The following is a 24,660-nucleotide window of genomic DNA, read 5'->3' as shown; positions in this document are numbered from 1 at the left end:
CCGCCGGCGGACCCGCGAACACCAACTTCATGTCGTCGGACAACCCGGCGCTGTCCTGGAGGACCCTGGCGGCCGATCGAACCGCCCCGACGAAACACCGACGCGATCTCGCTGGTGGGTTGGGTCGAGATGTCGGCGTGGTCTCGTTGGTGGGGTTGGGTCGAGACGCCGGCGTGGTCTCGCTGGTGGGGTGGGTCGAGATGGTGGCGTGGAGTCGTTGGGGGGCGTCGGTCGTTCGGGTGCGGAATTAGTTGTGTGGGGTTGGTCGCGCTCGGGTGGCGAAGTTCGCGGCGAAGTAGTTCTGTGTGAGAACGAACTTTCGGCGAAGGGGACCGCTGTGGCGATGCTGGTGGAGCGGCCGCGGCCGCGGGTGGTGCGCGAGCACCGGCTCGCGGGCTGGTTCGCGGTGGGCGCGGTGTGCTTCGGCGCGTTCATGGGCCAGCTGGACGCGAGCATCGTCACGCTCACGTTCCCGGCGCTGCAGCGCGAGTTCGGCGAGCCGCTGGCGGCGGTGCAGTGGGTGTCGCTGGCCTACCTGCTGACGCTGGTGGGGCTGCTCGCCGCGGTCGGCCGGCTCGCGGACGCCCACGGGCGCAAGCTCACCTATGTCTACGGCTTCGGCGTTTTCACCGCGGCGTCGATCGCGTGCGGGCTGGCGCCGACGCTGACGTGGCTCGTCGTGTTCCGTGTGGTGCAGGCGCTCGGCGCGGCGATGCTGCAGGCCAACAGCGTCGCGCTGGTGGTGGGCAGCGTTCGCCGCGAGAAGATGCGCGCGGCGCTCGGGGTGCAGGCCGCCGCGCAGGCGCTCGGCCTCGCGCTCGGGCCCGCGGTCGGCGGCCTGCTCGTGGACACCGTCGGCTGGCGGTGGGTGTTCCTGGTCAACGCGCCGGTCGGCCTCGTCGGCCTGATCGCCGGGCGGTACCTGCTGCCGCGCACCCGCGAGCGCACACCGCTGGGCCGCTTCGACGGCGCGGGCGTGGCCCTGCTGGCCACGGCGTCGACCGCGCTGTTGCTGGCCATCTCGGGTCTGTCGGGGCTGGCGCTGCCCGGCTGGGCCGTGCCGGCGCTGTTCGTGGCGGGCGTGGCGGCGGCCGCCGCGTTCGTGGTGCGGGAGAACTCGGCCGCGAGCCCGATCTTGCGCCTCGCGGTGCTGCGGCCGCCGGTCGTGTCGTTCGGCCTGGCCGGCGCGCTGTGCGGGTACCTCGTGCTGTTCGGGCCGCTGGCGCTGTTGCCGCAGCTCCTGGGCGCGCACGGCGCGACGGGCGCGGTGCTCACGAGCCTGCCCGCCGGGTTCGCGGTGGCCGCCGTGGCCGCCGATCGCGTGCTGCCCGCGGGACTCGGCTCCCGCGTGCGCATCGGCGCCGGAGCGGCGCTGGCGGCGGTCGGCTGCGCGGTGCTGGTGGGGGTGTCCGGTCCGTGGGAAACAGGCGTGTCGCTGTTCGCGGTGGGGCTCGGTCTGGGAGTGTTCATCCCGGCGAACAACTCGGCCGTCATGGGCGCCATCCCCACCCGGATGTCGGCCACCGGAGGAGGTCTGGTGAACATGGCCCGCGGACTCGGCACGGCGCTGGGCGTGGCACTCGTGACGTTGTGCCTGCACACCGGGGGAACCGGCGGCCGCTCGCTCGCGCTCGCGGCCCTGGCCGTGGCGGCGGTGCTCGCCGCAGGCACGGGTCTCGCCGCCGGCCCCCGCGCACCCCGCACCGCATGACGCCCGAGCCGAACCTCGCCGACGTCGTCGCCCGCCTCCGGCGCGCCATGCGCCGCGCCGCGCGCACGGCCGACCCGGACAACACGCTGTCGGTCGCGCAGCTCGAACTGCTCTCGTGCCTGGCCGAGAACCCCGGCGCCCGCCCGAGCCGCGTCGCGCAGTTGCTGAAGCTCGCGCCGAACTCCGTCACGACCATGGTCACCGGGCTGCGAGCGCGTGATCTCGTCACGCGCACCAGCGGCAGCGAGGACCGGCGGACGGTCGAGCTCGAACTGACCGAGAGCGGGCGCGCGGCCGTGGACCGCTACAAGCACCACAACGCCGAGATCCTCGCCGCGGCGATCGACCGGCTGCACCCGGCGTGGCGGCACCTGATCGCGTCGGCGATTCCGGCGCTGGCCGAGCTCGTGGGCGCCATCGACCAGCTCGCCGAGACCGGCGCGCCGCACACCGAGCGTCCCTGAAGGACAGTCAGGCGCGGGCGATCGCCAGCGGTACCAACAGTTCTTCGTCGGTCACCGAGCCGTGCTGGCCCGTCATGCGGCTCAGCCGCGGCTCGGCTTCGGTGCGGACGACGGCGGCGGTCCCGCGGGCCGCGACGACGACGTCGCCGATGCGGGGGAGCACGGCGCCGGCGACGCGCGGGCCGAACCGGCCCGCCGTGACAGCTTCTTCGCGACCCAGCACCCACGCGCGGTCACCGAGGGTTTCGCGCCACGCGGCTCGCACGTCGGGTGCCGCGCCCTCGACGGTGTAGACGTGGCGCGCGCGGGCCTCGCCGCCGACGGTGCGGACGCCGGCCCGCAGCGCGGGTTCGGCGTCGTAGTCGACGCGCTCGCCGACGGTGACCATGCCGTGGTCGGCCGTCACGATCAGCACCGCGCCGGCCGGGAGGCTGCCCGCGATCGTCTCGGCGAGGCGGTCGACGTAGGACAGCTGGTAGAGCCACGGGGTGCTGCCGGGGCCATGGACGTGGCCGAGCAGGTCGAGGTCGGCGTGGTAGGCGTAGCAGAGACTCCGCGGGTGTTTCAGCGCTTCGGCGACGGCCGCGGTGAGGTCGCCGAGCGCGTGCACGCCCTGGAACTCCCCGCCGCGCAGCGCAGCCCGCGTGAGACCGCTGTCGCGCTGGTCGCGGGGCCCGACCACGCGCACGGCGACGCCGGCTCCTGCCGCGCGTTCGAACGCTGTCGGGCGCGGCTGCAGCTCCTCCGGCACGACGCGCTCGCGCAAGTCGATCGGCTTGCCGCCGGTGTGGCGGCGCCAGCCGAGGACGTTGAGCACGTCGCGCCCGGCCTCGAAGGCGTAGCCGACCACGCCGTGCTCGCCCGGCGTCAGGCCGGTGCCCAGAGACGCGACGCTCGTCGCGGTGGTGCTGGGGAAGCCGGCCGTCAAAGGCCGGGCGGACAGCTGCGCCAGAAAAGGCGCGGCATCGGCGTGCGCTCGGAGCGAGGTCCAGCCAAGGCCGTCGACGAGCAGCACGCACACGCGGTCGGCGGCGGGCAGGCCGAGCGGGTTGCGCTCACCGTCGACGCCGAGCCCGGCGAGCGCCGAGGGGATGACGTCGGCGAGGGTGCCCGCGGCGTAGCGCTGCGCGAGATCTTCCATGCGCCTCACCCTAAGGCGACAGGCCCGGCGTAAGGATTCGGAAACCGGGCGACGCGGTTTCGTGGCGTACAAAGGGACCGTGGAAGGGGACTCAGAGGTGATGCCGGTGTCCGTCGTGCGTCGTGAGCGCGGTCTTCGCTGGGCGGTGGTCGCCGTCGTGGCGATCGCGCTGGTGACGCTGCCGTCGCTCGTCGCGGCCCTGCGGCCCGCCGGGCCGGTCGCCGACGCCGGGCACCTGCGCGACCTGGTGCTGGGTTCGGCCGCGAAGCCGTATCAGGGGCTGGCGCAAAGCCGGGGCTCGCTGGCGATCCCCGAGCTGCCGGATCTCGCCGACGTGTCCGCCCTGTTCTCCACCACCACGACCACGCGTGCCTGGTACGCCGGGCCCGACCGCTACCGCGTGGCGGTGCTGACCACGACGGGGGAGCACGACGTCTACCACCTGCCCGAAGGCGAATACACCTGGGACTACGGGGCGAACATGCTGACCCAGCTGACGGGCGACCCGGCCGTTCGGCTGCCGCGCGCGGGTGACCTGCTGCCGCCGGAGCTGGCACGGTGGGCGCTGCGGTCCGCGCCCACGGATCCGGTGAGCGCGCTGCCGCCGCGCAACGTCGCCGGCATCCCGGCCGCCGGGTTCCGCCTGGTGCCCGACGATCCGGAGACGACCATCGGCGGCGTCGACGTGTGGGCCGATCCGGACAGCGGGCTACCGCTTCGCGTCGAGGTGACCGCGCGCGGCCGGCAGGCGCCGATGCTCACGACGGAGTTCGAGGACGTCGAGCAGACCGCACCCGTCGTGACCACCCCGGTACCCGCGCCGGGCAGCGGGTTCACGGCCACCAACGCGCCGGATTTGACGAACGCGCTGGGCGCTTTGGGCCGCGTCCGCCTGCCTCCGACGCTCGGCGGCCGGCCGGTGCGCACCGCGAACTTCGGTGGCGTGCAGGGCGCCGCGCTCTACGGCTCGGGGCTCGCGACGTTCGCCGTGGTCGCCGTGCCGCGCGCGGTCGCCGACGGCGCGGCGGACGCGGCCGGCAAGGCGGGCGGTACCGCGATCACGCTGCCGCGGGGCACGGCCGTGCAGCTGTCGGTCACGCCGCTGTCGCTCGCGATCGTGCGCCCGCCGAGCTCGCGGCGCGGTTACCTGCTCGCCGGGCTGGTCGCGCCGTCGGTGCTGGCCGCGGCCGCGGCCGATCTGGCCACGCTGCGCCGGAGCGGCCGATGATCGTCACGAGGGGGCTGACCAAGCGGTACGGCCGGACCGTGGCCGTCGACGCGGTCGACCTGGAGGTCCGCGAAGGCGACCGCTACGGCTTCCTCGGCCCGAACGGATCCGGCAAGACCACGCTCGTGCGGATGCTGCTCGGGCTCGTCTACGCCACGAGCGGCGAGATCGAGGTGCTCGGCCAGCCGGTGCCGAAGCGGCTCGCCGACGTGCTGCCCGACGTCGGCGCGCTCGTCGAGGGCCCGGCCGCCTACGGGCACCTGTCGGGCCGGCGCAACCTGGCGCTGCTCGACGCCGCCGGCCGCCACCGCGGAAGGCGGACCCGGCGGCGGCGCATCGAGGAGGCGCTGGAACGCGTGGGGCTCGCCGGCGTCGACCGGCGGCCGGTCAAGGCGTACTCGCTGGGCATGCGCCAGCGTCTCGGCCTCGCCGGCGCCCTGCTCGACCGCCCGCGGCTGCTGGTGCTCGACGAGCCCACCAACGGCCTCGACCCGCAGGGCATCAAGGAGATCCGCGAGCTTCTGCTGGAGCTCAACCGCGACGGCACCACCGTGTTCCTCTCCAGCCACCTGCTCGCCGAGATCGAGCAGCTGTGCACCCGCGTCGGCATCGTCGACCACGGCCGCCTGGTGCTCGACGGCGACGTCGCCGCCCTGCGCGCCGCGACGGGCCGCGTCCTCCTGCGCACCCCGGACCCCGCCGCGGCCGCCGCCGTGCTCGACGGCCACCTCGAACACCGCGACGGTGAACACCTCGTGGTCCGCTACGCCGACGCCGCGGAACTCAACACCCGGCTCGTCAGCGCGGGCGTGCGCGTGAGCGACCTGCGGGAGGAGCACCGCACTTTGGAACAGGTCGTGCTCGAAGTGACGGGCCACGGTTCGGACCGCTTCGGAGGCACGCGGTGATCGGCGTCGAACTGCGCAAGCTCGCCTTGCGGCCGCGCGTGTGGGTGAGCGTGGTGCTGTTGTGCCTGCTGCCGGCGATCGTGGCGGTGTTCCTGGCGACCGCGGACTTCGCGCCGCCGCCGGGGCAGGGCGGGGCGTTCCTGTCGGCGGTGGTGAGCGACGGGTCGCTGTACCCGGCGGCCGCGCTCGCGTTGGTGCTGCCGCTGTTCCTGCCGATCGCGGTGGCGGTGGTGGCGGGGGACTCCGTGGCGGGGGAGGCCTCGGGCGGCACGTTGCGGTACCTGCTGGCGCGCCCGGCCGGGCGCACGCGCCTGCTGACGGCCAAGCTTGTGGCGCTCGCGGTGTACGTGACGGCGGCGATCGCGATCGTGGTCCTCACGTCGCTGGTGATCGGGATCCTGTTGTTCGGTACGGGCGGCGAGGTCGGGGCAGGCGGCCAGGCGGCCCAGGTCGTGACGTTGTCGGGCACGTCGCTGAGCTCGTCGTCACTCGCGTTGCGGTTGCTGGGGGCCGTGGCCTACATCGTGTTGTCGATGCTCGGGTTCGCGGCGATCACGATGTTCCTGTCGACGCTCGCGGACTCGGCGCTCGGCGCCGCGCTCGGCGGGCTGGCCGTGCTCATCACGAGCTCGGTGCTGGAAACGCTCGACGCGGCCGCGCCGGTGAAGCCGTACCTGCCCACGCACTACTGGCTCTCGTGGCTCGACTTCTTCCGCGATCCCGTGCTGTGGCACAACATCGACCACGGGCTGCTGCTGCAGGCCGGCTACATCGTGGTGTTCTTCGGCGCCGCGTGGGCGAACTTCGCCACCAAGGACGTCACCAGCTGACCGGCATCACTCGCTGAGGTCCGCGCACGAGGCCGGCGTGCTCAGCGGCGCGGTGCCGATCGCGTTCAGCACGAGACCGGTCACGGCCGGGTCCGTCGGCAGGTCGCCGTGCGCGGCGGTGTCGGCGGGACACACCTGCTGTAGCGCCACGTTCACCGCGCCGTCGAGGCGCGCCGACTCCGGGGGCGTCACGGTCTGGTCCAGCCGCGTCCACACCGAAAGCCACGGCAGGCCCGGCGGGATGGGCGGCAGCTGCCGCAGCAGCGCGCTGCCGGGCGTGAGCTGGCGGCAGGCCGTGGGACACGCGCTGGGCGCCAGCACTCCGCCGGCGGTGGCGAGTGTGGTGCCGTGCATCGGCGCGCCGAGCGTGATCACGCGCCGCGCCTGGTGCTCGCCGCCCTCGCGCGCGACCCACAGCCGCGCGACGACCCCGCCCGCCGAGTAGCCGATCACGTCCACCGACGGGGCTCCGCCGGCATACGCGCGCTCGACGGCTTCCGTCAGCACGTCCACCTGCTGCAGAAGGTCGCCGGTCCCGTCGCCGGCGAGGGTGAGCACCTCGGTGTCCCGGCCCGTGGCCCGGTGGATGCGGTCGGCCAGCTGTTCGAGCGAGTCCCGGCCACCGCCGTAGCCGGGCACCAGCAGCACCGGCCCCGGCGTGTCCTGCGCTGGGCTTCCGGCACGGGGTACGCCGGAACGCCCGCCGACGGACACCGCGGTGACCACGCCGGCCGCCACGACCGCGAGCGCCACCCCGGCGACCAGCAGCCGTCGCCGCGGGCTCAGCCCTCGCACACCCGGCCACCGCATGGCTCCATGATGATCCCCGGCGTGCGGGACCTCCGTGAACTCAGTGGTCGGGCGTGACGATGCCGTACTCGTGGATCTTGCGGTAGATCGTCGCGCGCGAGATGCCGAGCAGCTGTGCCGCGCGCGGTTTGTTGCCGTGGGCCTCCTCGAGGCTGCGCACGATCGCGTCGCGCTCGATCGACTCGAGGCCTTTCAGCGGCCGTTTCGCGATGGCCTGGTACTCGGCCGGCAGGTCGCTCGGCTGGATCGCGCCGAGCCGCCGGTGCTGCGCGACCTTCTTGAGCACCTGGTAGAGCTGCGCGGTGTTGCTCGGCCAGTCGGCGCGCATCAGCAGGTGCAGCGCCGTCGGCGAGCACGAGAGCCGGCTGCCGCGCGAGAGCTTCGCGAGGAAGAACGGCACGAGCTCGGTCAGGTCGTCGATGTGGCGGCGCAGCGGCGGCACGGTCACCGTGCGCGGGAAGAACGCCAGCGACTCGGCCAGATCCGGCGTCGTCTCGGCCTCCGGGGCGAGGGTGACCGCGAGCCACGGCGCGTTGGCGCCGTATGCGGTACGCACTTCTTCGAGCACTGCCGAGAACGCCTTCAGGTTCTCGCCGCTCAGCGACTCCAGGTGCTGCACCACGAGCGTGTCGACCGGATCGTCGATCAGGTCGCGCCGAAGGTCGCAGAGCCAGTCGTCCTCCGCCGCGTCGCGCGCGTCGAGCGTGTGCAGCCGGCCGGTCGGGTTGCGCCGCTGGTGCACGCCCTTCGCCAGGCTCAGCTTCCCGGTGCCCGGCTCGCCGGCGAGCACGAGCCACTCGCCGCGGCTGTAGCCGGCGTCGACGTCGTGCGTGCAGCGCAGCCAGGACGGAGCCGAACCGACCAGGCCCGGCAGGAACATCGGCAGCATCGGCACGGGTACGCCGCTCGACTCGGCCTCCGAGACGATCAGCTTCACCGAGAGCACGCCGCCCACGACGTCGTCCTCGTGCTGGCCCGGCACGCGCCGGCAGTGCATCTTGACCTTGCCCCCGCCCGAGAGCGTCACGGTCGCGGTGTTGCGCCGGTACTCCGACAGCGCCTGCGCGGCGTGCCCGAGCAGGATCGACTGGTCGGCGGAGTTGAGCAGCTGGCGCGCGCTGTCGTTCATCATCACGATGTCGTCGTTGAACGCCATCACGATGCCGGTCGTGCGCCGGCACGCCTGCAGGTAGGACTGGAAGAGGATCAGCTCGCGCAGGTTGCTGTGCGTCAGCAGCGCCTGCTGGATCTGCTCGGCCGTGCTGCGCGCGAGCGCGATCAGCAGCCCGCCCGCGTCCTTGCGCCAGCACGTGAGGTCGACGGCGCCGATCATCTTCCCGGAGATCGGGTGGTGGATCGGCACGCCCGCGCACGCGAGGTTCTCCAGGTGCTCGGCGTAGTGCTCGTGGCCGAACACGTGCGTCGGCTGGTCGTCCTCCAGCGCGGTGCCGATGCCGTTGGTGCCCACGAACTTCTCGCCGTAGCTGAAGCCGGGGACCAGCTCCACCCGTTCGAGGTGGCGGTGCAGGTCGGTGTCGCCGGTGCGCTGGCTCAGCACCGTGCCGGTCGGGTCGGCGAGGATCATGCTGATCGGCTGCCCGTCCAGCTGGTCGCCGAGCCGTTGCATGACGAGTTTCGCGCTGTGGATCAAGGGAGTGTCGAGGTTGACCTCGCCGAGGTAGGGCAGGTCGATGCGATCGGCGGGCACGCGGAAGTGCCGCGACCGCCACCACGAAGCGAGGATCGCCTCGCGGACTTGGTCCGGCTCAATGGTTTCCGACGTCAGAAAGCGAATCCGGGTCCTGGCCAGACCGTCTTCGTCGGGCAGGATCGCGGCCGGGTTCGGTGCGACCTGGCGGGCGGGTGGACTCTTCACCACGGCTCGACCTCCTGTCGCTGCCCACGTCTTTGTGTCGCAGTACCGGGTCGTGCTCAGCTTAGGACACGTGTCCAGCGCGGGTCTCACCTTGAGACGCGCTCCTCGCGCGCGCGGGGTTCTCATGGGGAGTCCGGACGAGCTGCGTAGGAGGACCCGAATGGATGAACAAGCCGAGGAGACGTACAACCCCTGGACGGTTGTCGACCTGGTGTTCCGCCACCTCGTGGACATCGGACTGCACCCGACGCTCGGCTCCGGTGGCCCGCCCGGTGAGCCGGCCGCGGAACTCCTGCGTGCACTGGGGATCACGCCCACGGCCGAAGGTGATGTGCGGGTGCAGCACGAGAAGGAGTCGCAGCTGGCCGAGCTGCGGGCGGCGATGATGGAGGACGGCTGAAAAAATCTCCGCGGCTTGTCTCGTATTGAGACTCGCGGTTCGGCGGGCCGCCCCCCTAATCGTCTTCGCAGGACTTCTCGCCCCCGGTCCGGCCGGGTGAACCGGGTACCGCGGTGCGGGTCGGGCGAGCCAGCAGCCGTCGTGGCGCGACGGGTAAGGAGAAACCATGAGCCGCCAGAGCGTGGCGAAAGCCCACCAGAAGATCCAGGAGCTGTCGTGGGAACCGGTGTACCACCAGCCGGTGTCGCACTACGGAACCGATTACACGTTCCAGAAGGCCAAGAAGAAGGACCCGCTCAAGCAGGTGCTCCGCTCCTACTTCCCGATGCAGGAGGAAAAGGACCACCGCGTATACGGGGCCGAGGACGGCGCCATCCGAGGCAACATGTTCCGGCAGGTCCAGGAACGGTGGCTGGAGTGGCAGAAGCTGTTCCTGTCCATTATCCCGTTGCCGGAGATCTCCGCGGCGCGGGCCATGCCGCTGCTGTTCCGTACGGTGCCGAACCCGGAACTGCACAACGGCCAGGCGATCCAGATGATCGACGAGGTTCGCCACTCGACGATCCAGCAGAACCTCAAGCGCCTGTACATGAACAACTACATCGACCCGGCGGGCTTCAACTCGAGCCTGCGCAACTTCCAGAACGACTACTGCGGCACGATCGGCCGGCAGTTCGCCGAGGGCTTCATCACCGGTGACGCCATCACCGCGGCGAGCATCTACCTCACGATCGTGGCCGAGACGGCGTTCACCAACACGCTGTTCGTCGCCATGCCCGCCGAGGCCGCGGCCAATGGCGACTACCTGCTGCCGACGGTGTTCCACTCGGTGCAGTCCGACGAGTCCCGCCACATCAGCAACGGTTACGCCACGCTCTTGATGGCACTTTCCGACGAAAGCAACCACCAGCTGCTCGAACGCGACCTGCGTTACGCGTGGTGGAACAACCACCGGGTGGTCGACGCGGCCATCGGCACCTTCATCGAGTACGGCACGAAGGACCGTCGCAAGGACCGGGAAAGCTACGCGGAGATGTGGCGCCGGTGGATCTACGACGACTACTACCGCAGCTATCTCGTCCCGCTCGAGAAGTACGGTCTGGTCATTCCGCACGACTTGATCGAAGAAGCGTGGAAGCAGATCTGGGACAAGGGCTACGTGCACGAAGTCGCGCAGTTCTTCGCCACCGGGTGGCTCGCCAACTACTGGCGCATCGACCCGATGACGGACGAGGACTTCGAGTGGTTCGAGTACAAGTACCCGGGCTGGTACGACAAGTACGGCAAGTGGTGGGAGAACTACAGCCGCCTGTCCGTGCCGAACGGGCACAACCCGATCGCGCTGGAAGACGTCGACTACGTCTACCCGCACCGGTGCTGGGTCTGCATGGTGCCGTGCCTCGTGCGTGAGGACATGGTCATGGCGGAGGTCGACGGGCAGTGGCGGACGTACTGCCACGAAGCCTGCCGGTGGACCGACGTCGAGGCATTCCGGCCCACGTACCAGGGTCGCGAGACCCCGAACATGGGCCAGCTCATCGGGTCCCGCGAGTGGGAGACGCTCTACCACGGCTGGAACTGGGCCGATGTGGTGTCCGACATGGGTTACGTCCGGGACGACGGCAAGACCCTGGTCGCCCAGCCGCACCTCGACCTGGACCCGAAGAAGATGTGGACACTGGACCACCTGCGCCGGTGCCCGCCGCTGCAGAGCCCGAACGTGCTGCTCAACGAGATGAACGCCGAGCAGCGGGCCGCGTTCCAGGACGACTACAACCGACAGGGTCCGGCGGGACGGCCCGCGAGGGCAACGTCCTGATCGGACGCCACGACCGGCCTCCGCCGGCGATCGGGTGCCGCCTGGACGGCGGCCCCCGGTCGCCGACGGTGGCGACCCGGGATGCGTGCGAAGCTCCGGCGTTCAGGCAGGGAAGCGATGGGAAACAAGCACCACGTGCGCTTCGAACCGGTCGGCATCGAGATCGAGGTCGACGAGGACCAGAACATCCTGCGGGCGGCTGCCGAGCAGGGCGTCATGCTCATGCACGGTTGCAAGGAGGGGCAATGCGCCTCCTGCAAGTCGTTCATCCTCGACGGCGACGACGTCGACCACGATCGGTACTCCACGTTCGCGTTGCCCGATTTCGAAAAGGAGGAGGGCTTCACGCTGCTGTGCCGGGCGCACGCGTACGAGGACCTGACGATCGAACTGCTCAACTACGACGAGGAGATGATCCACTCCGGATTGCCGATCCAGGAGGCGGTGGCGGAGGTGGTGTCGCTCGAGGAGATCACGCACGACCTCCGGCGGCTCGTGGTCCGGCTCGTGGACGCCGAGTCGTTCAAGTATTTCCCCGGCCAGTATCTCGACTTCGCGGTCCCCGGACACGAGGCCACCCGGTCGTTCTCGATGGCGAACACCCCAGGCCGGGACTCCGGCCTGCTGGAGTTCGTGATCAGGATCTACCCGGACGGGTTGTTCTCGCACTTCCTGGACACCGCGGTGTCGGTCGGGGACCGGCTCGACGTGTCGGGCCCGTTCGGGGTCTTCACCCTGCGGGACGCGCCCGAGCGGGATCTGGTGTTCCTCGGTGGCGGCGCCGGCATGGCGCCCATCCTCTCGCTGCTGCGGTCCATGGCCGAGCGCGGCATCGAGCGGAAGGCGACCTACTACTACGGTGCCCGCGGCAAGAGGGACCTGTGCTTCGAGGACGAGCTGAAGGCCCTCGAGGACAAGATCCCGGGTTTCCGGTTCGTGCCGGCCCTTTCCGAGCCCGAAGACGGCGAGGACTGGGGTGGCGAGACCGGCCTGATCACCGATGTGGTGCGGCGGCTCGAGACAAACCTGGGCCGCACCGACGTCTACGTGTGCGGGCCGCCGCCCATGGTGGAGGCGGCCCTGGAGCTGCTGCCGGCGCTCGGCGTGCCGGAGAAGCGGATCTTCTACGACAAGTTCACCACCACCGGCGATGCGGACGAGACGTGAGTCCGGCTGGGAAACCGACGCAACGACGAGGCGAGTGCCCGACGCGAAGGAATGAAACCCATGACAACGACGGCTGAACGAAGCGTTCCCAAGCCCGTCTTCACCGATGCCGAGGCGGGCGCCCGGGAGTTCCCGGATTCGGCGGAGCGGCACTTCAACTACTTCACCCCGAAGAAGCGCAAGCAGAGCCACTACGAAGACGTCACCGTCGAGGTGCAACCGGACCCGCGGCACTACTTGAGCCAGGGCTGGTTGTACGGCTTCGCCGACGGCAAGGGCGGTTACCCGCTCGAGTGGACCGCGCTCAAGGCCTGGGGCTCCGACCGCCCCGTGCCCGTGCGCAGCCCAGGTTCCGGCGGCCAGGGCTACCCGTGGCCGGCCCACGGCTGGCACGAGTTCCGCGACCCCAACGAGGAGTGGGAGCTCACCCTCTACCGCTACAACGCCAACGTGGTGCGCCAGCTCAACCAGAACGTCGACGCGGCGCGGCAGTCGAAGGCGTTCGAGCAGTGGAACCCCAACTGGGTCAGCTTCGTGTCGCAGCACGTCGGCGCGTGGATGCACGTGGACCACGGCCTCGGTCTGTACCTGTTCGCCAACGCCAACCGCCGCGCTCCCACCAACATGCACAACAACGCGATCTCCGTGAACAGCATGCACCGCATCCGTGCGGCGCAGGACCTCGCGCTGTACAACCTCACGCTGTCGGAGGAGATCGAGGGCTTCGACGGCACCGCGCACCTCGCGACGTGGAACGAGGACCCGGCCTGGCAGGGCGTGCGTGAGACGGCGGAGGCGCTCACGGAGATCTGGGACTGGTGCGAGGCGATCTTCGCCGCGAACATCGTGTTCGAACCGCTCGTGGGCGAGCTCTTCCGCAGCCGGCTCGTGCAGCAGGCGGCGCCGGCCAACGGCGACTTCGTGACCCCGACGCTGATCGGTGCCGAGGAGTTCGACTACTCCGAACGCGACCTGCGCTACACGAAGGCGATGTTCGAGTTGCTGGTCAACGACAGCGAGTTCGCCGACCACAACCGCGCGCAGATGGACCAGTGGCTCGCGGCGTGGGTGCCGAAGTGCCTTTCGGCCGCACGCACGATGCAGCCGCTGTGGTCGCAGCCCGACGCGAAGCCCATGCGGTTCGAAGACGGTCTCGACCGCGCCAAGAGCCGCTTCGGCGGCATCCTGTCCGACCTGGGTCTGCAGGCACCGAAGGAGCTGAGCCAGTGACTGTCTTCAAAACGGCGGAGAGCCCGTACAAGTCCAACAACACCGCGTCGAACCGGTGCGGGTTCACCCTGATGAACAACCAGGTCGGCGTGATCGTGGCCGAGGTCATGGGTGGCAAGAAAAACGTGACCATCACGCCGCTGCCCTCGATGATCCGCGTGGATGCAGACGGCCGTATGGACGTCGACTACTCCGAGATCGACGAAGCGGCGGGCGAGGAGGAGGGCTGGTTCAACTCGGCGGAGTTCGAGGAGAACATGTCCACCCACTACGGGCGCATGGTCCACCTCGACGACCGCACCATCATGTTCGCCAACCCCGAGGACGCGGCCGAGTACCTCGACTTCGACCTCGTGGCGCGCAAGTAACGGCACCGATCGCAACAGTACAACTCAGGAGACGCACTCGATTCAGTCCGGGAGGAGCACCGTGTACGAAAAGGACGGCGAAAAGTACTTCGTAGTCGACGGGCACACCCACTTCTGGGATGCCAGCCCCGCCAACTGGGTGCCGGGTCAGGAGCAGTACGCGAAGGGCTGGATCGAGTGCTTCCACGCGTACCAGAGCCTCGGCCCGGCCGACACCCACTGGCCGATCGAGAAGTTCCAGAAGTACGACGAAGAAACGATGATGTACGACCTGTTCGACGCCGGCCACGTCGACGTCGCCATCTTCCAGCCCACGAGCCTGCGGCAGTGGTACCGCGAAGGGTTCAACACCACTGAGGCCAACGGGGCGCTGGCGGAGAAGTACCCGGGCCGGTTCGTGGTCAACACGAACTGGGACCCGCGTGACGGCGATCCGGGGCTGAAAGCCCTGGAAGAGCGCGTGAAGCGCTGGGGCTGCAAGGGTGCGAAGCTCTACACTGCCGAGTGGCACGGCGACTCGCGCGGCTGGAGCCTGAGGGACCCGGAGGCCTCGCGCTACCTGGAGAAGTGCCAGGAGCTCGGCGTGAAGAACATCCACGTCCACAAGGGACCGACGATCTGGCCCCTGGACAAGGACGCGTTCGACGTGAAGGACGTGGACTACGCCGCCACGAACTTCCCGGAGCTCAACTTCATCGTCGAGCACGTGGGGCTGCCGCGGATCGAGGACTTCTGCTTCATGGCCACGCAGGAGCCCAACGTCTACGCCGGCCTGTCGGTGGTCATCGGCGGGCTCATGCACGCGCGGCCGCGGTTCTTCGCGAAGGTGATGGGAGAGCTGCTGTTCTGGGTCGGTGAGGACAAGATGCTCTTCGGCGCCGACTATGCCATCTGGGAGCCGAAGTGGCAGGTGGAAGGCTTCGTCGACTGGCAGATGCCCGACGGCGAGGAGTTCTCCGACTACGGGAAGCTCACGGTCGAGACCAAGAAGAAGATCCTCGGCCTCAACGCAGCCCGCCTGTACGGCCTCGAAGTGCCCGAGGGGCTCGGCCTCAAGGCACCCGAGACCGTCGAGGCAGTAGGGGTTCCGTCGCCGTGATGGCGCCCGGTTCCGCCGGCGCGCGCACCGACCAGACCGCCGCGATCACCGCGGCGGTCTGGTCGGCGCTGGGGACCGTGCGCGATCCCGAGCTCGACCGGCCGTTGACCGACCTGGGTTTCGTGGCCAGCTCCACAGTGGACCCGGGTGGGGAGGCGGTCGTCGAGCTGTGCCTGCCGACGTATTTCTGCGCGCCGAACTTCGCGTTCCTGATGGTGGCCGACTCCTTCGACGCCGTCTCGGCGGTGCCGGGGGTCAGCCGGGCCGTGGTGCGCCTGAAGGACCACTTCGCCGCCGACGTGATCAACAAGGGGGTGGCGGCACGGGCCGGTTTCGTCGGTTCCTTCGGCGACGAGGCGGCCGACGAGCTCGACAGCCTGCGCGCCGACTTCCTGCGCAAGGCCGTGCTCGCCGGCACCGACCGCGTGTGCCGGTCGATGGTGTCCGGCGGCGTGGCCCGGGAACGCCTGGCGGACCTGACGCTCGCCGACGCGCCGCCGACGCCGGACCGCGAGCGGCTGCGGGAACGCCGCCGTGAGCTGGGCCTGCCCGGCGGCGACGCGGACCCGCTCGTACTCGACCCGGGCACCGGCGAGGCCGTGACGGCGGACGAACTGCACCGGCACCTCGGCCTCGCGCGGCTCACACGCGTGAGCCAGGACGCCAACTCGGGAGTGTGCCGCGGGATGCTGCGCGCCCGTTACCCGGAGGCGACCGACAACCCCGATACGGAGGAGACGCCATGAAGGCGGTGCGGTTGCACGCGTACCACCAGCAGCCCGTGATCGAGCAGGTGCCGGAGCCGAAGGTCTCCGGGCCACTCGACGTGGTGGTGAAGATCGGCGGGGCCGGCGTGTGCCGCACGGACCTGCACATCATCGAGGAGCAGTGGGCCGCGAAATCCGGCGTCGCGCTGCCTTACACGATCGGGCACGAGAACGCGGGCTGGGTGCACGAGGTCGGCTCCGCCGTGACCAACGTGGCCGTCGGCGACACCGTGATCCTGCACCCGACGCCGACGTGCGGGCTGTGCCACGCCTGCCGCGCCGGCAACGACATGCACTGCGAGAACAACGCCTTCCCCGGCATCGACTCCGACGGCGGGATGGCCGAGTACCTGCTCACCTCGGCGCGGGCGTGCATCAAGCTCGACCCGGACACGCGCCCCGAGGACGTCGCGGCGCTGGCCGACGCCGGCATCACCGCCTACCACGCCGTACGCAAGGCGGTGCCGCTGCTGCCGCCGGGCACGGTGTGCGTCGTCAACGGCGCGGGCGGGCTCGGGCACATCGGCATCCAGTCGCTGCGGGCGCTCACCGCGACGACCGTGGTGGTCGTGGACCGCAATGTCGAGGCGCTCAAGCTCGCCGCGGAGCTCGGGGCCGACCACACCGTGGTCGCCGACGGCACCCACGTCGACGCGGTCCTCGACCTCACCGGCGGCCATGGTGCCGAGGTGGTGCTGGACTTCGTCGCCGAGCAGGGCGCGCAGCAGGAAGCGTTCGCCATGACGCGCCGCGCCGGTTCGCACTTCGTGATCGGGTACGGCAGCAACATCGACGTGCCGACGATCGACATCATCTCCACGGAACGCAACATCGTGGGCAATCTGGTGGGCACCTACAACGACCTCGTGGAGCTGATGGTGCTCGCGCAGGCGGGCAAGGTCACCTTGCACACCAGGCAGTACCCGCTCGACGCGGCACTCGACGCGCTGGCCGATCTCGATGCCGGCCGCGTGCGGGGCCGCGCCATTCTCGTCCCCTAGCCGATCCAGTCCCATCACACAGGAGGAGCAGCATGGCCAAGGAACTTCGCTTCGGCTCGGAAGCCCGCGACCTGCTGGTGGCGGGGGTGGACAAACTCGCGGAGGCAGTGAAGTCGACGCTGGGCCCCAAGGGGCGCAACGTGATCATCGAGAAGATCACCGGTTCGCCCGTGGTCACCAACGACGGCGTGACGATCGCGCGTGAAGTCCACCTGCGCAACCAGTTCGAGAACATGGGCGCACAGCTGGTGAAAGAAGCGGCGATCAAGACCAACGACGTGGTGGGCGACGGCACCACGACCGCGACCGTGATCGCGCAGGCGATCGTGGGCGAGGGCATGCGGGCGATCGCCCACGGCGGCAACCCCGTGCTCGTCAAGCGCGGCATCGACGCGGCGGTGGGCCGGCTCGTCGAGCACCTGGAGACGATGGCGCACCCGGTGAAGTCCGAAGAGGACTACGCGCGGGTCGCGGCGATCTCCGCCAACGACGACGGGGCCGTCGGCTCGGTGATCGCCAAGGCGCTGCACACGGTGGGGGAGAGCGGCGTCGTCACGATCGAGGAGTCGCCGCGCATCGGCATGTCGGTGGAGTTCGTGGAGGGCTTCGAGTTCGACAACGGCTACCTCTCGCCGTACCTCGTCACGGATCCCGGGCGCCTGGAAGCGGTGCTCGACGACCCGTACATCCTCATGTGCAGCGAGAAGATCAGCAACGTGCAACAGCTGATGCCGGTGCTGGACAAGGTGATGCGCAACCCGCGTCCGCTCGTGCTGATCGCGGAGAACGTGGAGGGCACGGCGCTGTCGATGCTCGTGCACAACCACGTGAACCGCACGTTCCAGGCCGTCGCGATCCGCGCGCCCGGCTTCGGCGACCGCCGGCTGCACAAGCTGGAGGACCTGGCGGCCGTGGTCGGCGGGGCCGTGCTGTCGAAGCACTCGGGGTTCTCGCTGGAGACGATGAAACTCGAGCACCTCGGCCGCGCGAAGCAGGTGCGGGTGACGGAGAACGCGACCCAGATCGTCGGGGGCTCGGGGTCGGCCGAAGCGATCGAGTTCCGCGTGAACCAGCTTCGGGCCGAGCGCGAGCGCGCGCAGTTCGGCATCGACGACGACGTGCTGACCGAGCGGATCGGCGCGCTGACGGGCAAGGTCGCGGTGATCCGCGTCGGCGCCGCGACGCCGGCCGAGCTCAAGGAGCTGCAGCACCGCGTGGAGGACGCGCTCTCGGCCACCCGGGCCGCGATCGCGGAGGGCGTGGTCGCCGGCGGCGGCGCGACCCTGCTGCACGCGGAGAAGGTGCTGACCGGTCTCGACCTCGAAGGCGACTACGCCATCGGCGCCGACATCGTGCGCCGCGCGCTGAGCGCACCGGCGCTGCTGATCGCCAGCAACGCCGGGTACGCGGCCGAGGAGATCGTGGAGCAGACCCGGAAGCTCGGCGACGACGAAGGGTTCGACGCGTTGGTCGGGCGCTTCGGCGACCTCGTCGAGCTCGGCATCATCGACCCGTTGCGGGTGTGCCGTTCGGCGTTGCAGAACGGCGCTTCGGTCGCCGGCCTGCTGCTGACGACGAACTCGCTGATCGCCGAGGAGCAAACGCCGTGGGGCGGCAGCGCGGCGCTGATGACCGAGTTCGGGCCGCTCGACGAAGGCCTGCACCAGCCCTCACCCGACGCGAGCACTCCGCAGTCGCTCGGGATGGGGCCGTCGGTCGGCTGATCCCCGTTTTTCAACCACGCAGTTGATCCGGGCTGGCGATCCGGGCGACTCGACCCCCGCGCACCTCACCCCCGTACGGGTGCGCGGGGGTTTTCCCGTTGAGTGGCACGGAAAGCCGCAAGTGCCCCGGTGAGCGCGAACCGGCCGGGTCCGGTGAACGCGAGCACCAGCAAGGTCCAGCAGAACAGCGCGGCCTGCTCGCCGCCGTTCTGGATCGGCAGCACGTCGTTCGGCGCGTGGACGGTGAAGTAGGCGAAGGCCATCGACCCGGAGCCGATCAGCGCGGCCGCGCGGGTGCCGATGCCGAGGAACACCAGCGCGCCCGCCACGAGCTGGATGAGCGCCGCCCACCAGCCGGGCCACGCGCCGACCTGCGCGGGGGCGTGGGCGCCGAGGAGGCCGAAGAGGGTTTTCACGCCGTGGCAGGCGAAGAGGAACCCCACGACGATGCGGAAAAGTCCGATCGCGTGGTCGCGGATCGCGTCCAGCCGGTGCATGGTACCTCCACAAAGGACGGTGCCGGGGCGCGGCCGGGCCGACACCCCGGTCGGCTGCCGTAATGGTCCAGACCTATCGGTGCGTGGGACCAGGTATACCGGCTGTGACGGCCGACGCGGTACCTGCGAAAGTGTGGCCTCGCGCGTTCGGGGTGCTCAGGCGTGCCGCGGTGGCCAGCCGGACTCGAGGAGATCGAACACGGCGTGCATCGCGGCGAGGGGGTCGGGCTCGGTACCGGTGAGGTCGGGGATCTCCAGTACGTAGCGGGCCAGCGCCCTGGTCGCCATGTCGGTCGCGGGCACCTCGCTCGCCTCGGCGATCGCTTCGGTCAGCGCGTCTTCGCTCGCGATCCAGAGCTTTCGCGCGTGCCCGCGCAGGGTCGGCGTGGTGACGATCAGGGCACGCTTGCGTTCGTACTCGGGCGGCAGTTCGGCGGCGAACGGCCCGCGGTTCGCGAAGAACCGGCGCAGGGCGGCGAGGACGGGTTCGCCGGCTTCCCGCTCACGCACGGCGGCGACGAGACCTTCGCGGCGCTCGGTGCCGTCGTCGAAGATCAGGGCTTCCTTGCCGTCGGGCACGTGGGCGAACAGCGTGGCGACGGAGACGTCGGCCTCCTCGGCGATCTGCGCCACGGTGACGTGGTCGTAGCCGTGCTCGAGGAACAGGCGCAGGGCGGCTTCGTCGAGTGCCTGGCGGGTGCGAGCCTTCTTGCGTTCGCGTCGGCCGGGGGTGGCGGGCATGAGGCTCACGATAGCTGAAGTGACTCTGGAATTGTAGTTACTCTGGAATCATAGTGACTACAGAAATGAGGGCGGACCATGGCGAAACAGTCCACGATCGCGCTGGTGACCGGCGGCAACGCCGGCATCGGCTACTTCGTCGCCGAGCAGCTCGCCGCGGCCGGCGCCGCCGTGGTGCTCGGCAGCCGCGACCCCGCGAAGGCCGCCTCCGCGATCGGGGCGATCCAGGCGCGAGTGCCCGGCGCGAGGGTCACCTCCGTGCACCTCGACCTCGCCGACCTGGCCTCGCTGAAAGCCTCGGTCGACGCACTGGACGTGCCGCGGCTCGACGTGGCCGTCCTCAACGCGGGGGTGCTCCTCGAAGGTCCCGAGCGGCGCGAGACCCCGGCCGGCCACGAGTTGACGTTCGGCACCAACCACCTCGGCCACTTCGCCCTCACGGCCCTGCTGTGGCCCCGGTTGCCGGCCGGCCGTGTGGTGACCACAGGCAGCTTCACGGCCCGCTCCGCTCACCTCGACCTCGACGACCTGCAGAGCACCCGAGCCTTCGCGCCGAAGCAGGCCTACGAGCGCGCCAAGCTCGCTCAGATGCTGTTCGGGTTCGAGCTCGCCCGCCGGCTGGAGGAGGCGGACAGCGGTGCCCTGAGCGTTGTAGTCCACCCCGGCGGCGCCCTGAACGCGCTGACTCCTTCACGGCCGCCGGTGCACTCACGCACCACCGGGCAGCTGCTCCGCGCGGTGCCCGCCGGAGTACTACTGCAAGGAAAACACGCGGGCGCCCGGCCGTCCGTGCACGCGGCGCTCGCCCCGTCTGTCCGCAATGGACAGCTGTGGGGCCCGCGGTTCTTCGGCCTGCGGGGAAAACCGCGCCTCGAAACTCCGAAGGGACCGCTCGCCGACTCCGCGGCCGGCCGTCGGCTGTGGGACCTGAGCGCGGAACTGACGGGCATGGACCCGGAGTTCGTGACCGCGCCCTGACAGGTGGTCGGCGCGGGAAGCGGCTCCGGCTTCACCGCCTGCTATGCGCCGACGTGCAATACGAAGGATTACACCATTGGCGACATCGTTTGGTACAACCGCACCGCGACCGTGACGGGCAAGGTCTACACCTCGGACGCCCCGGACTACACGCAGGCGGTCTTCGAGGCCGACGCGGGCAGCACGAAGGTGGGTGCGCCTAGGCGTGATGGCTCGGGAAACGCCGGTCACCGGGGCAGCCCGGTGACCGGCGTTTTCGCGGCAGGGGTCAGGACGCCGGCGTCACGTCGATGAGGATCTTGCCCGTCACGCCGTTCTCCGAGGCTTCGTGGGCTTGTGCCGTCTGCTCCAGGGGGAAGCGGTGCACCGGCAGGCCGCGCTCCTCGCCCAGGCGCAGGGCGCCGTCGGCCAGCGCCGCGGTGACGTCCTCCGCGCCGGCGCGGAGCTTGTCGAGGCCGACGGTGTAGAGGACCAGGAACTGGTAACGCGAGTTCAGCCACAGGTTGCGGCCGAACTCGAGGGTGATCGTGCCGGTGCCGCGGTCGTCGCCGTAGGCCGCGACGGTGCCGCGGGTGCGCAGGACGTCGGCGTGCAGCCCGGTGTTCGTGCCGGCGGCGACCTCGACCACGAGGTCCACGCCGTCGGGGGCGATCGCCCGGATCTCGGCCGCCAGGTCGCCGGAGGTGTAGCGGAGCGCGTGGTGCGCGCCGGCTGCCCGGGCCAGCGCGGCCTTGGCCTCGGTGCTCACGGTGGTGAGCACCGTCGCGCCGGCCCAGCGGGCGAGCTGGATCGTGGCGTTGCCGACGGCGCCCGCCCCGCCCGTGACCAGCACGGTGTGGCCCGAGAGCGCGCCCGGGGCGAGCCGCGTCGGCCCGTCCTCGGCGACGGTCAGGGCGCGGTGCGCCGTGAGCGCGGGGATGGCGAACCCGGCGCCCTCGTCGAAGCCGACCGCGTCGGGCAGGCGCACGAGCCGTTCGGCGGGCAGCACGGTGTACTCCTGCGCGGTTCCGGACGAGGGGGAGTGGGCCGCGGCCAGCAGCACCCACACGCGATCGCCCGGCGTGAACTCCGTGACACCCGGCCCGACGGCGTCGACCACGCCCGCGCCGTCCTGGTTGGGCACGGCCGGGCCCGCGAGCTCACCGGGGCCGCGGCGCGACTTCCAGTCCGTGGGGTTCACCGCCGACACCACGATCCGCACGCGGACCTCGCCGGTGCCTGGCTCCGGGACTTCCCGCTCCGACAGCGACAACACTTCCGGCCCGCCGTGGCGGGTGAACGTGACAGCCTTCATCTCTCGTGCAAGCCCCAGCCGCGCCCACGTATTCCGGGTGGGCGCGCCGCGGGGTTTCGTGGGTACGGTAAAGGGCGTCCGGCTCGCTGACCTCGACCGGAGGGTGCCGTGGAGCCTCCTCGCGCTCTGCTCGAGCTGATCCTGGACACCGTGCCCCAGCCGGTGTGGGTCGTCGACCACGCGGGTGCGATCGTCTTCGCCAACCCGGCGGCGGTCGCCGTGCTCGGGTACGACGACCTGGCCGAACTGCGGGGCCGGCCGAGCCACCAGACGGTGCACCACCACCACCCCGACGGCTCGGAGTTCCCCGCGGCCGAGTGCCCGATGCTGCGCCCGCGCGTGACCGGCGAGACGCTGCACCGCGACGAGGACTGGCTGTTCCGGCGCGACGGCTCGAAGTTCCCGGTCGCGTGGCGCTCGGCGCCGCTGGACCTGCCGGACGGGCGGGGCGCGGTGCTCGCGTTCGTCGACACGACCGAACGCCGCGCGGCCGAGCGGGCGCTGCGCGAGCGCGACTCGGCCGAGATCCGCGCGGCCAGGTCGCGCGCCTCCGGTCGCCGCATCTTCGAGAGCACCACCGCGGCCCGGCGCCGGCTGGCCCGCGACCTGCACGACGGCGCGCAGCAGCAGCTCGTCAGCCTGCTGCTCGAACTGCGGGTCGCCCGCGCGGAGCTCGACACCGATCCGGCGCGCGCCCGGCAGCTGCTCGACGAGGCCGTCGAACACACGCTCACCGCCCTCACCGAGCTGCGCGAGCTCGCCTCGGGCGTCCACCCGGCGATCCTGGCCTCGCGCGGCCTCCTCCCCGCGGTCCAGGTCCTCGCCGCGCGCGCCGCCCTGCCGGTCGTCGTGACCGGTGCGGTCGAGGTCGAGCCCACCGAGGGCGTGGCGGCGTGCTCGTACTTCTTCGTCGCCGAAGCGCTCACTAACGCGGTGAAGCACTCGCACGCCTCCCAGGCCACGGTGACCATCACGGCCCACGCCCGCCACCTCACCGTCGAAGTCCGCGACGACGGCGTCGGCGGCGCCGCCCCCGGCGCGTCCGGGTCCGGCCTGGCGGGCCTCGCCGACCGCGTCAATGCCCTCGACGGCCACTTCACCCTCACCTCGCCTCCCGGCGGCCCGACCACGCTGCGAGCCGAGTTCTCCCTCTGAGCCGGGAACTCGCGCACATCTCGAACGCAGCGAGCAGCCCCCAGCCCGGCTCGCGACCGAGTCGGGCTTCCCAACCGTGACCGCGAACCCCCTTGAACTATGGCTAACGACGAGTTACCGTCCGCCTAACCAGTATTCACCTCCCGCAAAGAAGCAGGTGGCCCATGTCCGAAGTGGCGACCAACGCCCCGGCCGGCGTGGCCGGGTCCGCCTACACCCGAAGAGAGCGCGGTCTGATCATCGCGGCCGCGGTCAGCGGCTGGGGGATGGAGTACTTCGACCTCGTGATCCTGTCGCTGGTGGCCGGCGACGTGGGGAAGACGTTCGGCGTCTCCACGGCCGCCGTGGGCGCGGTCTTCACGGCGCAGCTCGCGGCCACGGCGATCGGCGGCATCCTGTTCGGCCCGCTGGCCGACCGGTTCGGCCGCCGTCGCGTGCTCACGTGGACGATCTGGGTGTTCGCGATCGGCACGGGCCTGGGCGCGCTCGCGCCGAGCTTCGGGCTGTTCGTGGTGTGCCGGATGATCGCCGGGATCGGGATCGGCGGCGAGTGGGCCATCGGCTTCGCGCTGCTGAACGAGGCGTGGTCGCCCAAGCGTCGTGGCCTCGCGGGCGGCATGGTGCAGGCCGCGATCTGGCCCGCGTACGCGATCGGCATCTTCGTCGCCGGTGCCGTGCCCAACTGGCGCTGGGCGTTCGCCATCGGCGCGCTGCCGGCGCTCGCCGCGGTCGCGATCCGGCTCGCCTGCCCGGAGTCGAAGCAGTGGCTGGAGCTGCAGCGAGCCAAGGCCGAAGGCCGGCAGGCCGGCACTGTCGTCGCACGGGAGTCCGCGACCGCCGGGCTCGCCATGCTGTTCAAGAAGAACGCGCTGAAGATGGTCGTGCTCGGCACAGTCGTGGTGTTCGGCGCGCAGTACTCGTACTACGTCTACTCGTCCTGGATGCCGACCTTCCTCAAGACCGGCCTGCACCTGGGCGCCGGACCGACGCAGACGGTGCTCTACATCAGCGCCGCCATCTCGCTGGTCTCCTACATCGCGGCCGGCGCGCTCGGCGACCGCTGGGGCCGGCGCAAGGCGCTGCTCGCCTTCGCCTCGGTGCAGCTGGTCGCGTTCATCGCCTTCGCCGTGCTGATCGCCACCGGCGCCGCGACCGGGGCGGTGATCGCGATGTACTTCGTGATCTCGTTCGGGCTGGGCTACTTCGCGGTGTTCGGCACGTGGTTCGGCGAGCTGTTCGCCACGCCGATCCGGGCCACGGGCTCGAGCTTCTGCTACTCGGTGGGCCGCGGCATCGCGAGCTTCGGGCCCGGGATCGTCGGCCTGCTCGCCGCCCGCTACGGCCTCGGCGGCGGAATTTCGACCGGCCTGTTCGCCGTGGCCTTGATGATGATCACCGCGCTGTTCCTGGCCGACCGCTCGGGCCGGGCCATCACAGCCGTGGAATGAGTCG

Annotated in this window: 23 protein-coding genes; 17 read left to right on the top strand and 6 right to left on the bottom strand. The window is 70.9% G+C overall.

Features of this window, described 5'->3' with window-relative positions:
• Nucleotides 1-343 precede the first annotated feature (343 nt).
• Both ABZU76_RS28135 and ABZU76_RS28130 read left to right on the top strand, forming a co-directional pair.
• A complete protein-coding gene (locus tag ABZU76_RS28135; RefSeq protein ID WP_354874715.1) occupies nucleotides 344-1,711 on the top strand; it encodes an MFS transporter in 1,368 nt (455 codons plus the stop codon).
• Nucleotides 1,708-2,175: a MarR family transcriptional regulator gene (locus tag ABZU76_RS28130; protein ID WP_220239296.1), complete on the top strand. Its 468-nt coding sequence runs from the start codon at nucleotides 1,708-1,710 to the stop codon at nucleotides 2,173-2,175. Before ABZU76_RS28135 ends, ABZU76_RS28130 begins: the two co-directional genes overlap by 4 nt.
• Before the next feature lie 7 nt (nucleotides 2,176-2,182).
• Here the strand turns inward: ABZU76_RS28130 and ABZU76_RS28125 are convergent, their stop codons facing one another.
• Nucleotides 2,183-3,316, bottom strand: coding sequence for an alkaline phosphatase family protein (locus tag ABZU76_RS28125; RefSeq protein ID WP_354874701.1), 1,134 nt, complete (start codon nucleotides 3,314-3,316; stop codon nucleotides 2,183-2,185).
• Between the two features lie 100 nt (nucleotides 3,317-3,416).
• Here ABZU76_RS28125 and ABZU76_RS28120 point away from each other — a divergent pair, with 100 nt between their 5' ends.
• The 3 genes from ABZU76_RS28120 to ABZU76_RS28110 are packed head-to-tail and all read left to right on the top strand — an operon-like array spanning nucleotide 3,417 to nucleotide 6,282.
• On the top strand, nucleotides 3,417-4,544 hold the full coding sequence (locus tag ABZU76_RS28120; RefSeq protein WP_354874713.1) for a hypothetical protein: 1,128 nt from the start codon (nucleotides 3,417-3,419) through the stop codon (nucleotides 4,542-4,544).
• Nucleotides 4,541-5,452 (top strand): ABC transporter ATP-binding protein, encoded by a 912-nt coding sequence (locus ABZU76_RS28115; RefSeq protein ID WP_220239298.1) that lies wholly within the window; start codon nucleotides 4,541-4,543, stop codon nucleotides 5,450-5,452. Before ABZU76_RS28120 ends, ABZU76_RS28115 begins: the two co-directional genes overlap by 4 nt.
• A complete protein-coding gene (locus ABZU76_RS28110) occupies nucleotides 5,449-6,282 on the top strand; it encodes an ABC transporter permease (protein ID WP_354874699.1) in 834 nt (277 codons plus the stop codon). The genes ABZU76_RS28115 and ABZU76_RS28110 overlap by 4 nt, the downstream gene beginning before the upstream one ends.
• A 6-nt stretch (nucleotides 6,283-6,288) precedes the next feature.
• Here the strand turns inward: ABZU76_RS28110 and ABZU76_RS28105 are convergent, their stop codons facing one another.
• Nucleotides 6,289-7,092 carry a lipase gene (locus ABZU76_RS28105; protein ID WP_354874697.1) on the bottom strand — a complete coding sequence of 268 codons (804 nt, stop codon included), beginning with the start codon at nucleotides 7,090-7,092 and terminating at the stop codon, nucleotides 6,289-6,291.
• A gap of 40 nt (nucleotides 7,093-7,132) precedes the next feature.
• Nucleotides 7,133-8,968: a helix-turn-helix domain-containing protein gene (locus tag ABZU76_RS28100; protein ID WP_354874695.1), complete on the bottom strand. Its 1,836-nt coding sequence runs from the start codon at nucleotides 8,966-8,968 to the stop codon at nucleotides 7,133-7,135.
• A 160-nt stretch (nucleotides 8,969-9,128) separates the two neighbouring features.
• Between ABZU76_RS28100 and ABZU76_RS28095 the strand changes: the two genes are divergently transcribed.
• From ABZU76_RS28095 to groL, 9 genes are all read left to right on the top strand, one after another.
• Entirely contained in the window at nucleotides 9,129-9,368 is a 240-nt protein-coding gene (locus ABZU76_RS28095) for a hypothetical protein (RefSeq protein ID WP_354874693.1), read from the top strand.
• Nucleotides 9,369-9,534: 166 nt separating this feature from the next.
• Nucleotides 9,535-11,187: a methane monooxygenase gene (locus ABZU76_RS28090; RefSeq protein WP_354874691.1), complete on the top strand. Its 1,653-nt coding sequence runs from the start codon at nucleotides 9,535-9,537 to the stop codon at nucleotides 11,185-11,187.
• Between the two features lie 117 nt (nucleotides 11,188-11,304).
• Nucleotides 11,305-12,354 (top strand): 2Fe-2S iron-sulfur cluster binding domain-containing protein, encoded by a 1,050-nt coding sequence (locus tag ABZU76_RS28085; RefSeq protein WP_354874689.1) that lies wholly within the window; start codon nucleotides 11,305-11,307, stop codon nucleotides 12,352-12,354.
• Nucleotides 12,355-12,414: 60 nt separating this feature from the next.
• Nucleotides 12,415-13,584, top strand: a complete 1,170-nt coding sequence (locus ABZU76_RS28080) for a toluene hydroxylase (RefSeq protein WP_354874687.1) — start codon at nucleotides 12,415-12,417, stop codon at nucleotides 13,582-13,584.
• Nucleotides 13,581-13,952: a propane 2-monooxygenase effector subunit MimD gene (gene mimD / locus ABZU76_RS28075; RefSeq protein WP_354874685.1), complete on the top strand. Its 372-nt coding sequence runs from the start codon at nucleotides 13,581-13,583 to the stop codon at nucleotides 13,950-13,952. Before ABZU76_RS28080 ends, mimD begins: the two co-directional genes overlap by 4 nt.
• A gap of 61 nt (nucleotides 13,953-14,013) precedes the next feature.
• Nucleotides 14,014-15,051, top strand: coding sequence for an amidohydrolase family protein (locus ABZU76_RS28070; protein ID WP_354874683.1), 1,038 nt, complete (start codon nucleotides 14,014-14,016; stop codon nucleotides 15,049-15,051).
• Nucleotides 15,051-15,797, top strand: coding sequence for an iron-sulfur cluster assembly protein (locus ABZU76_RS28065; protein WP_354874681.1), 747 nt, complete (start codon nucleotides 15,051-15,053; stop codon nucleotides 15,795-15,797). Before ABZU76_RS28070 ends, ABZU76_RS28065 begins: the two co-directional genes overlap by 1 nt.
• A complete protein-coding gene (locus ABZU76_RS28060; protein ID WP_354874679.1) occupies nucleotides 15,794-16,819 on the top strand; it encodes an NAD(P)-dependent alcohol dehydrogenase in 1,026 nt (341 codons plus the stop codon). The genes ABZU76_RS28065 and ABZU76_RS28060 overlap by 4 nt, the downstream gene beginning before the upstream one ends.
• Before the next feature lie 32 nt (nucleotides 16,820-16,851).
• The gene (gene groL, locus ABZU76_RS28055) at nucleotides 16,852-18,543 is read left to right on the top strand and encodes a chaperonin GroEL (protein ID WP_354874677.1); all 1,692 of its coding nucleotides are present in this window, start codon (nucleotides 16,852-16,854) and stop codon (nucleotides 18,541-18,543) included.
• Nucleotides 18,544-18,608: 65 nt separating this feature from the next.
• Here the strand turns inward: groL and ABZU76_RS28050 are convergent, their stop codons facing one another.
• Together ABZU76_RS28050 and ABZU76_RS28045 are read right to left on the bottom strand one after the other, a co-directional pair.
• A complete protein-coding gene (locus ABZU76_RS28050; RefSeq protein ID WP_354874675.1) occupies nucleotides 18,609-19,040 on the bottom strand; it encodes a DoxX family protein in 432 nt (143 codons plus the stop codon).
• 156 nt (nucleotides 19,041-19,196) lie between these two features.
• Complete coding sequence (locus ABZU76_RS28045; RefSeq protein ID WP_354874673.1) at nucleotides 19,197-19,781, bottom strand: TetR family transcriptional regulator; 585 nt, start codon at nucleotides 19,779-19,781, stop codon at nucleotides 19,197-19,199.
• Between the two features lie 78 nt (nucleotides 19,782-19,859).
• Here ABZU76_RS28045 and ABZU76_RS28040 point away from each other — a divergent pair, with 78 nt between their 5' ends.
• On the top strand, nucleotides 19,860-20,759 hold the full coding sequence (locus ABZU76_RS28040; protein WP_354874671.1) for an SDR family NAD(P)-dependent oxidoreductase: 900 nt from the start codon (nucleotides 19,860-19,862) through the stop codon (nucleotides 20,757-20,759).
• Between the two features lie 268 nt (nucleotides 20,760-21,027).
• Here the strand turns inward: ABZU76_RS28040 and ABZU76_RS28035 are convergent, their stop codons facing one another.
• Entirely contained in the window at nucleotides 21,028-22,053 is a 1,026-nt protein-coding gene (locus tag ABZU76_RS28035) for an NADPH:quinone reductase (protein WP_354874669.1), read from the bottom strand.
• 108 nt (nucleotides 22,054-22,161) lie between these two features.
• Here ABZU76_RS28035 and ABZU76_RS28030 point away from each other — a divergent pair, with 108 nt between their 5' ends.
• Nucleotides 22,162-23,208, top strand: coding sequence for a PAS domain S-box protein (locus ABZU76_RS28030; RefSeq protein ID WP_354874667.1), 1,047 nt, complete (start codon nucleotides 22,162-22,164; stop codon nucleotides 23,206-23,208).
• Nucleotides 23,209-23,372: 164 nt separating this feature from the next.
• Nucleotides 23,373-24,656, top strand: coding sequence for an MFS transporter (locus tag ABZU76_RS28025; protein WP_354874665.1), 1,284 nt, complete (start codon nucleotides 23,373-23,375; stop codon nucleotides 24,654-24,656).
• Nucleotides 24,657-24,660: the final 4 nt, after the last annotated feature.

Source organism: Amycolatopsis sp. NPDC005232 (genome assembly GCF_040607795.1).
Taxonomy (GTDB): Bacteria; Actinomycetota; Actinomycetes; order Mycobacteriales; family Pseudonocardiaceae; genus Amycolatopsis.
This window is presented reverse-complemented; position numbering and strand designations above follow the sequence as displayed.

What these genes read in the sequence shown, in the direction of transcription:
- ABZU76_RS28135 (WP_354874715.1), top strand. Translation starts at nt 344, where the DNA reads ATGCTGGTGGAGCGGCCGCGGCCGCGGGTGGTGCGCGAGCACCGGCTC.
- ABZU76_RS28130 (WP_220239296.1), top strand. Translation starts at nt 1,708, where the DNA reads ATGACGCCCGAGCCGAACCTCGCCGACGTCGTCGCCCGCCTCCGGCGC.
- ABZU76_RS28125 (WP_354874701.1), bottom strand. Translation starts at nt 3,316, where the DNA reads ATGGAAGATCTCGCGCAGCGCTACGCCGCGGGCACCCTCGCCGACGTC.
- ABZU76_RS28120 (WP_354874713.1), top strand. Translation starts at nt 3,417, where the DNA reads ATGCCGGTGTCCGTCGTGCGTCGTGAGCGCGGTCTTCGCTGGGCGGTG.
- ABZU76_RS28115 (WP_220239298.1), top strand. Translation starts at nt 4,541, where the DNA reads ATGATCGTCACGAGGGGGCTGACCAAGCGGTACGGCCGGACCGTGGCC.
- ABZU76_RS28105 (WP_354874697.1), bottom strand. Translation starts at nt 7,092, where the DNA reads ATGCGGTGGCCGGGTGTGCGAGGGCTGAGCCCGCGGCGACGGCTGCTG.
- ABZU76_RS28095 (WP_354874693.1), top strand. Translation starts at nt 9,129, where the DNA reads ATGGATGAACAAGCCGAGGAGACGTACAACCCCTGGACGGTTGTCGAC.
- ABZU76_RS28090 (WP_354874691.1), top strand. Translation starts at nt 9,535, where the DNA reads ATGAGCCGCCAGAGCGTGGCGAAAGCCCACCAGAAGATCCAGGAGCTG.
- ABZU76_RS28085 (WP_354874689.1), top strand. Translation starts at nt 11,305, where the DNA reads ATGGGAAACAAGCACCACGTGCGCTTCGAACCGGTCGGCATCGAGATC.
- ABZU76_RS28080 (WP_354874687.1), top strand. Translation starts at nt 12,415, where the DNA reads ATGACAACGACGGCTGAACGAAGCGTTCCCAAGCCCGTCTTCACCGAT.
- ABZU76_RS28065 (WP_354874681.1), top strand. Translation starts at nt 15,051, where the DNA reads ATGGCGCCCGGTTCCGCCGGCGCGCGCACCGACCAGACCGCCGCGATC.
- ABZU76_RS28060 (WP_354874679.1), top strand. Translation starts at nt 15,794, where the DNA reads ATGAAGGCGGTGCGGTTGCACGCGTACCACCAGCAGCCCGTGATCGAG.
- groL (WP_354874677.1), top strand. Translation starts at nt 16,852, where the DNA reads ATGGCCAAGGAACTTCGCTTCGGCTCGGAAGCCCGCGACCTGCTGGTG.
- ABZU76_RS28050 (WP_354874675.1), bottom strand. Translation starts at nt 19,040, where the DNA reads ATGCACCGGCTGGACGCGATCCGCGACCACGCGATCGGACTTTTCCGC.
- ABZU76_RS28045 (WP_354874673.1), bottom strand. Translation starts at nt 19,781, where the DNA reads ATGCCCGCCACCCCCGGCCGACGCGAACGCAAGAAGGCTCGCACCCGC.
- ABZU76_RS28040 (WP_354874671.1), top strand. Translation starts at nt 19,860, where the DNA reads ATGGCGAAACAGTCCACGATCGCGCTGGTGACCGGCGGCAACGCCGGC.
- ABZU76_RS28035 (WP_354874669.1), bottom strand. Translation starts at nt 22,053, where the DNA reads ATGAAGGCTGTCACGTTCACCCGCCACGGCGGGCCGGAAGTGTTGTCG.
- ABZU76_RS28025 (WP_354874665.1), top strand. Translation starts at nt 23,373, where the DNA reads ATGTCCGAAGTGGCGACCAACGCCCCGGCCGGCGTGGCCGGGTCCGCC.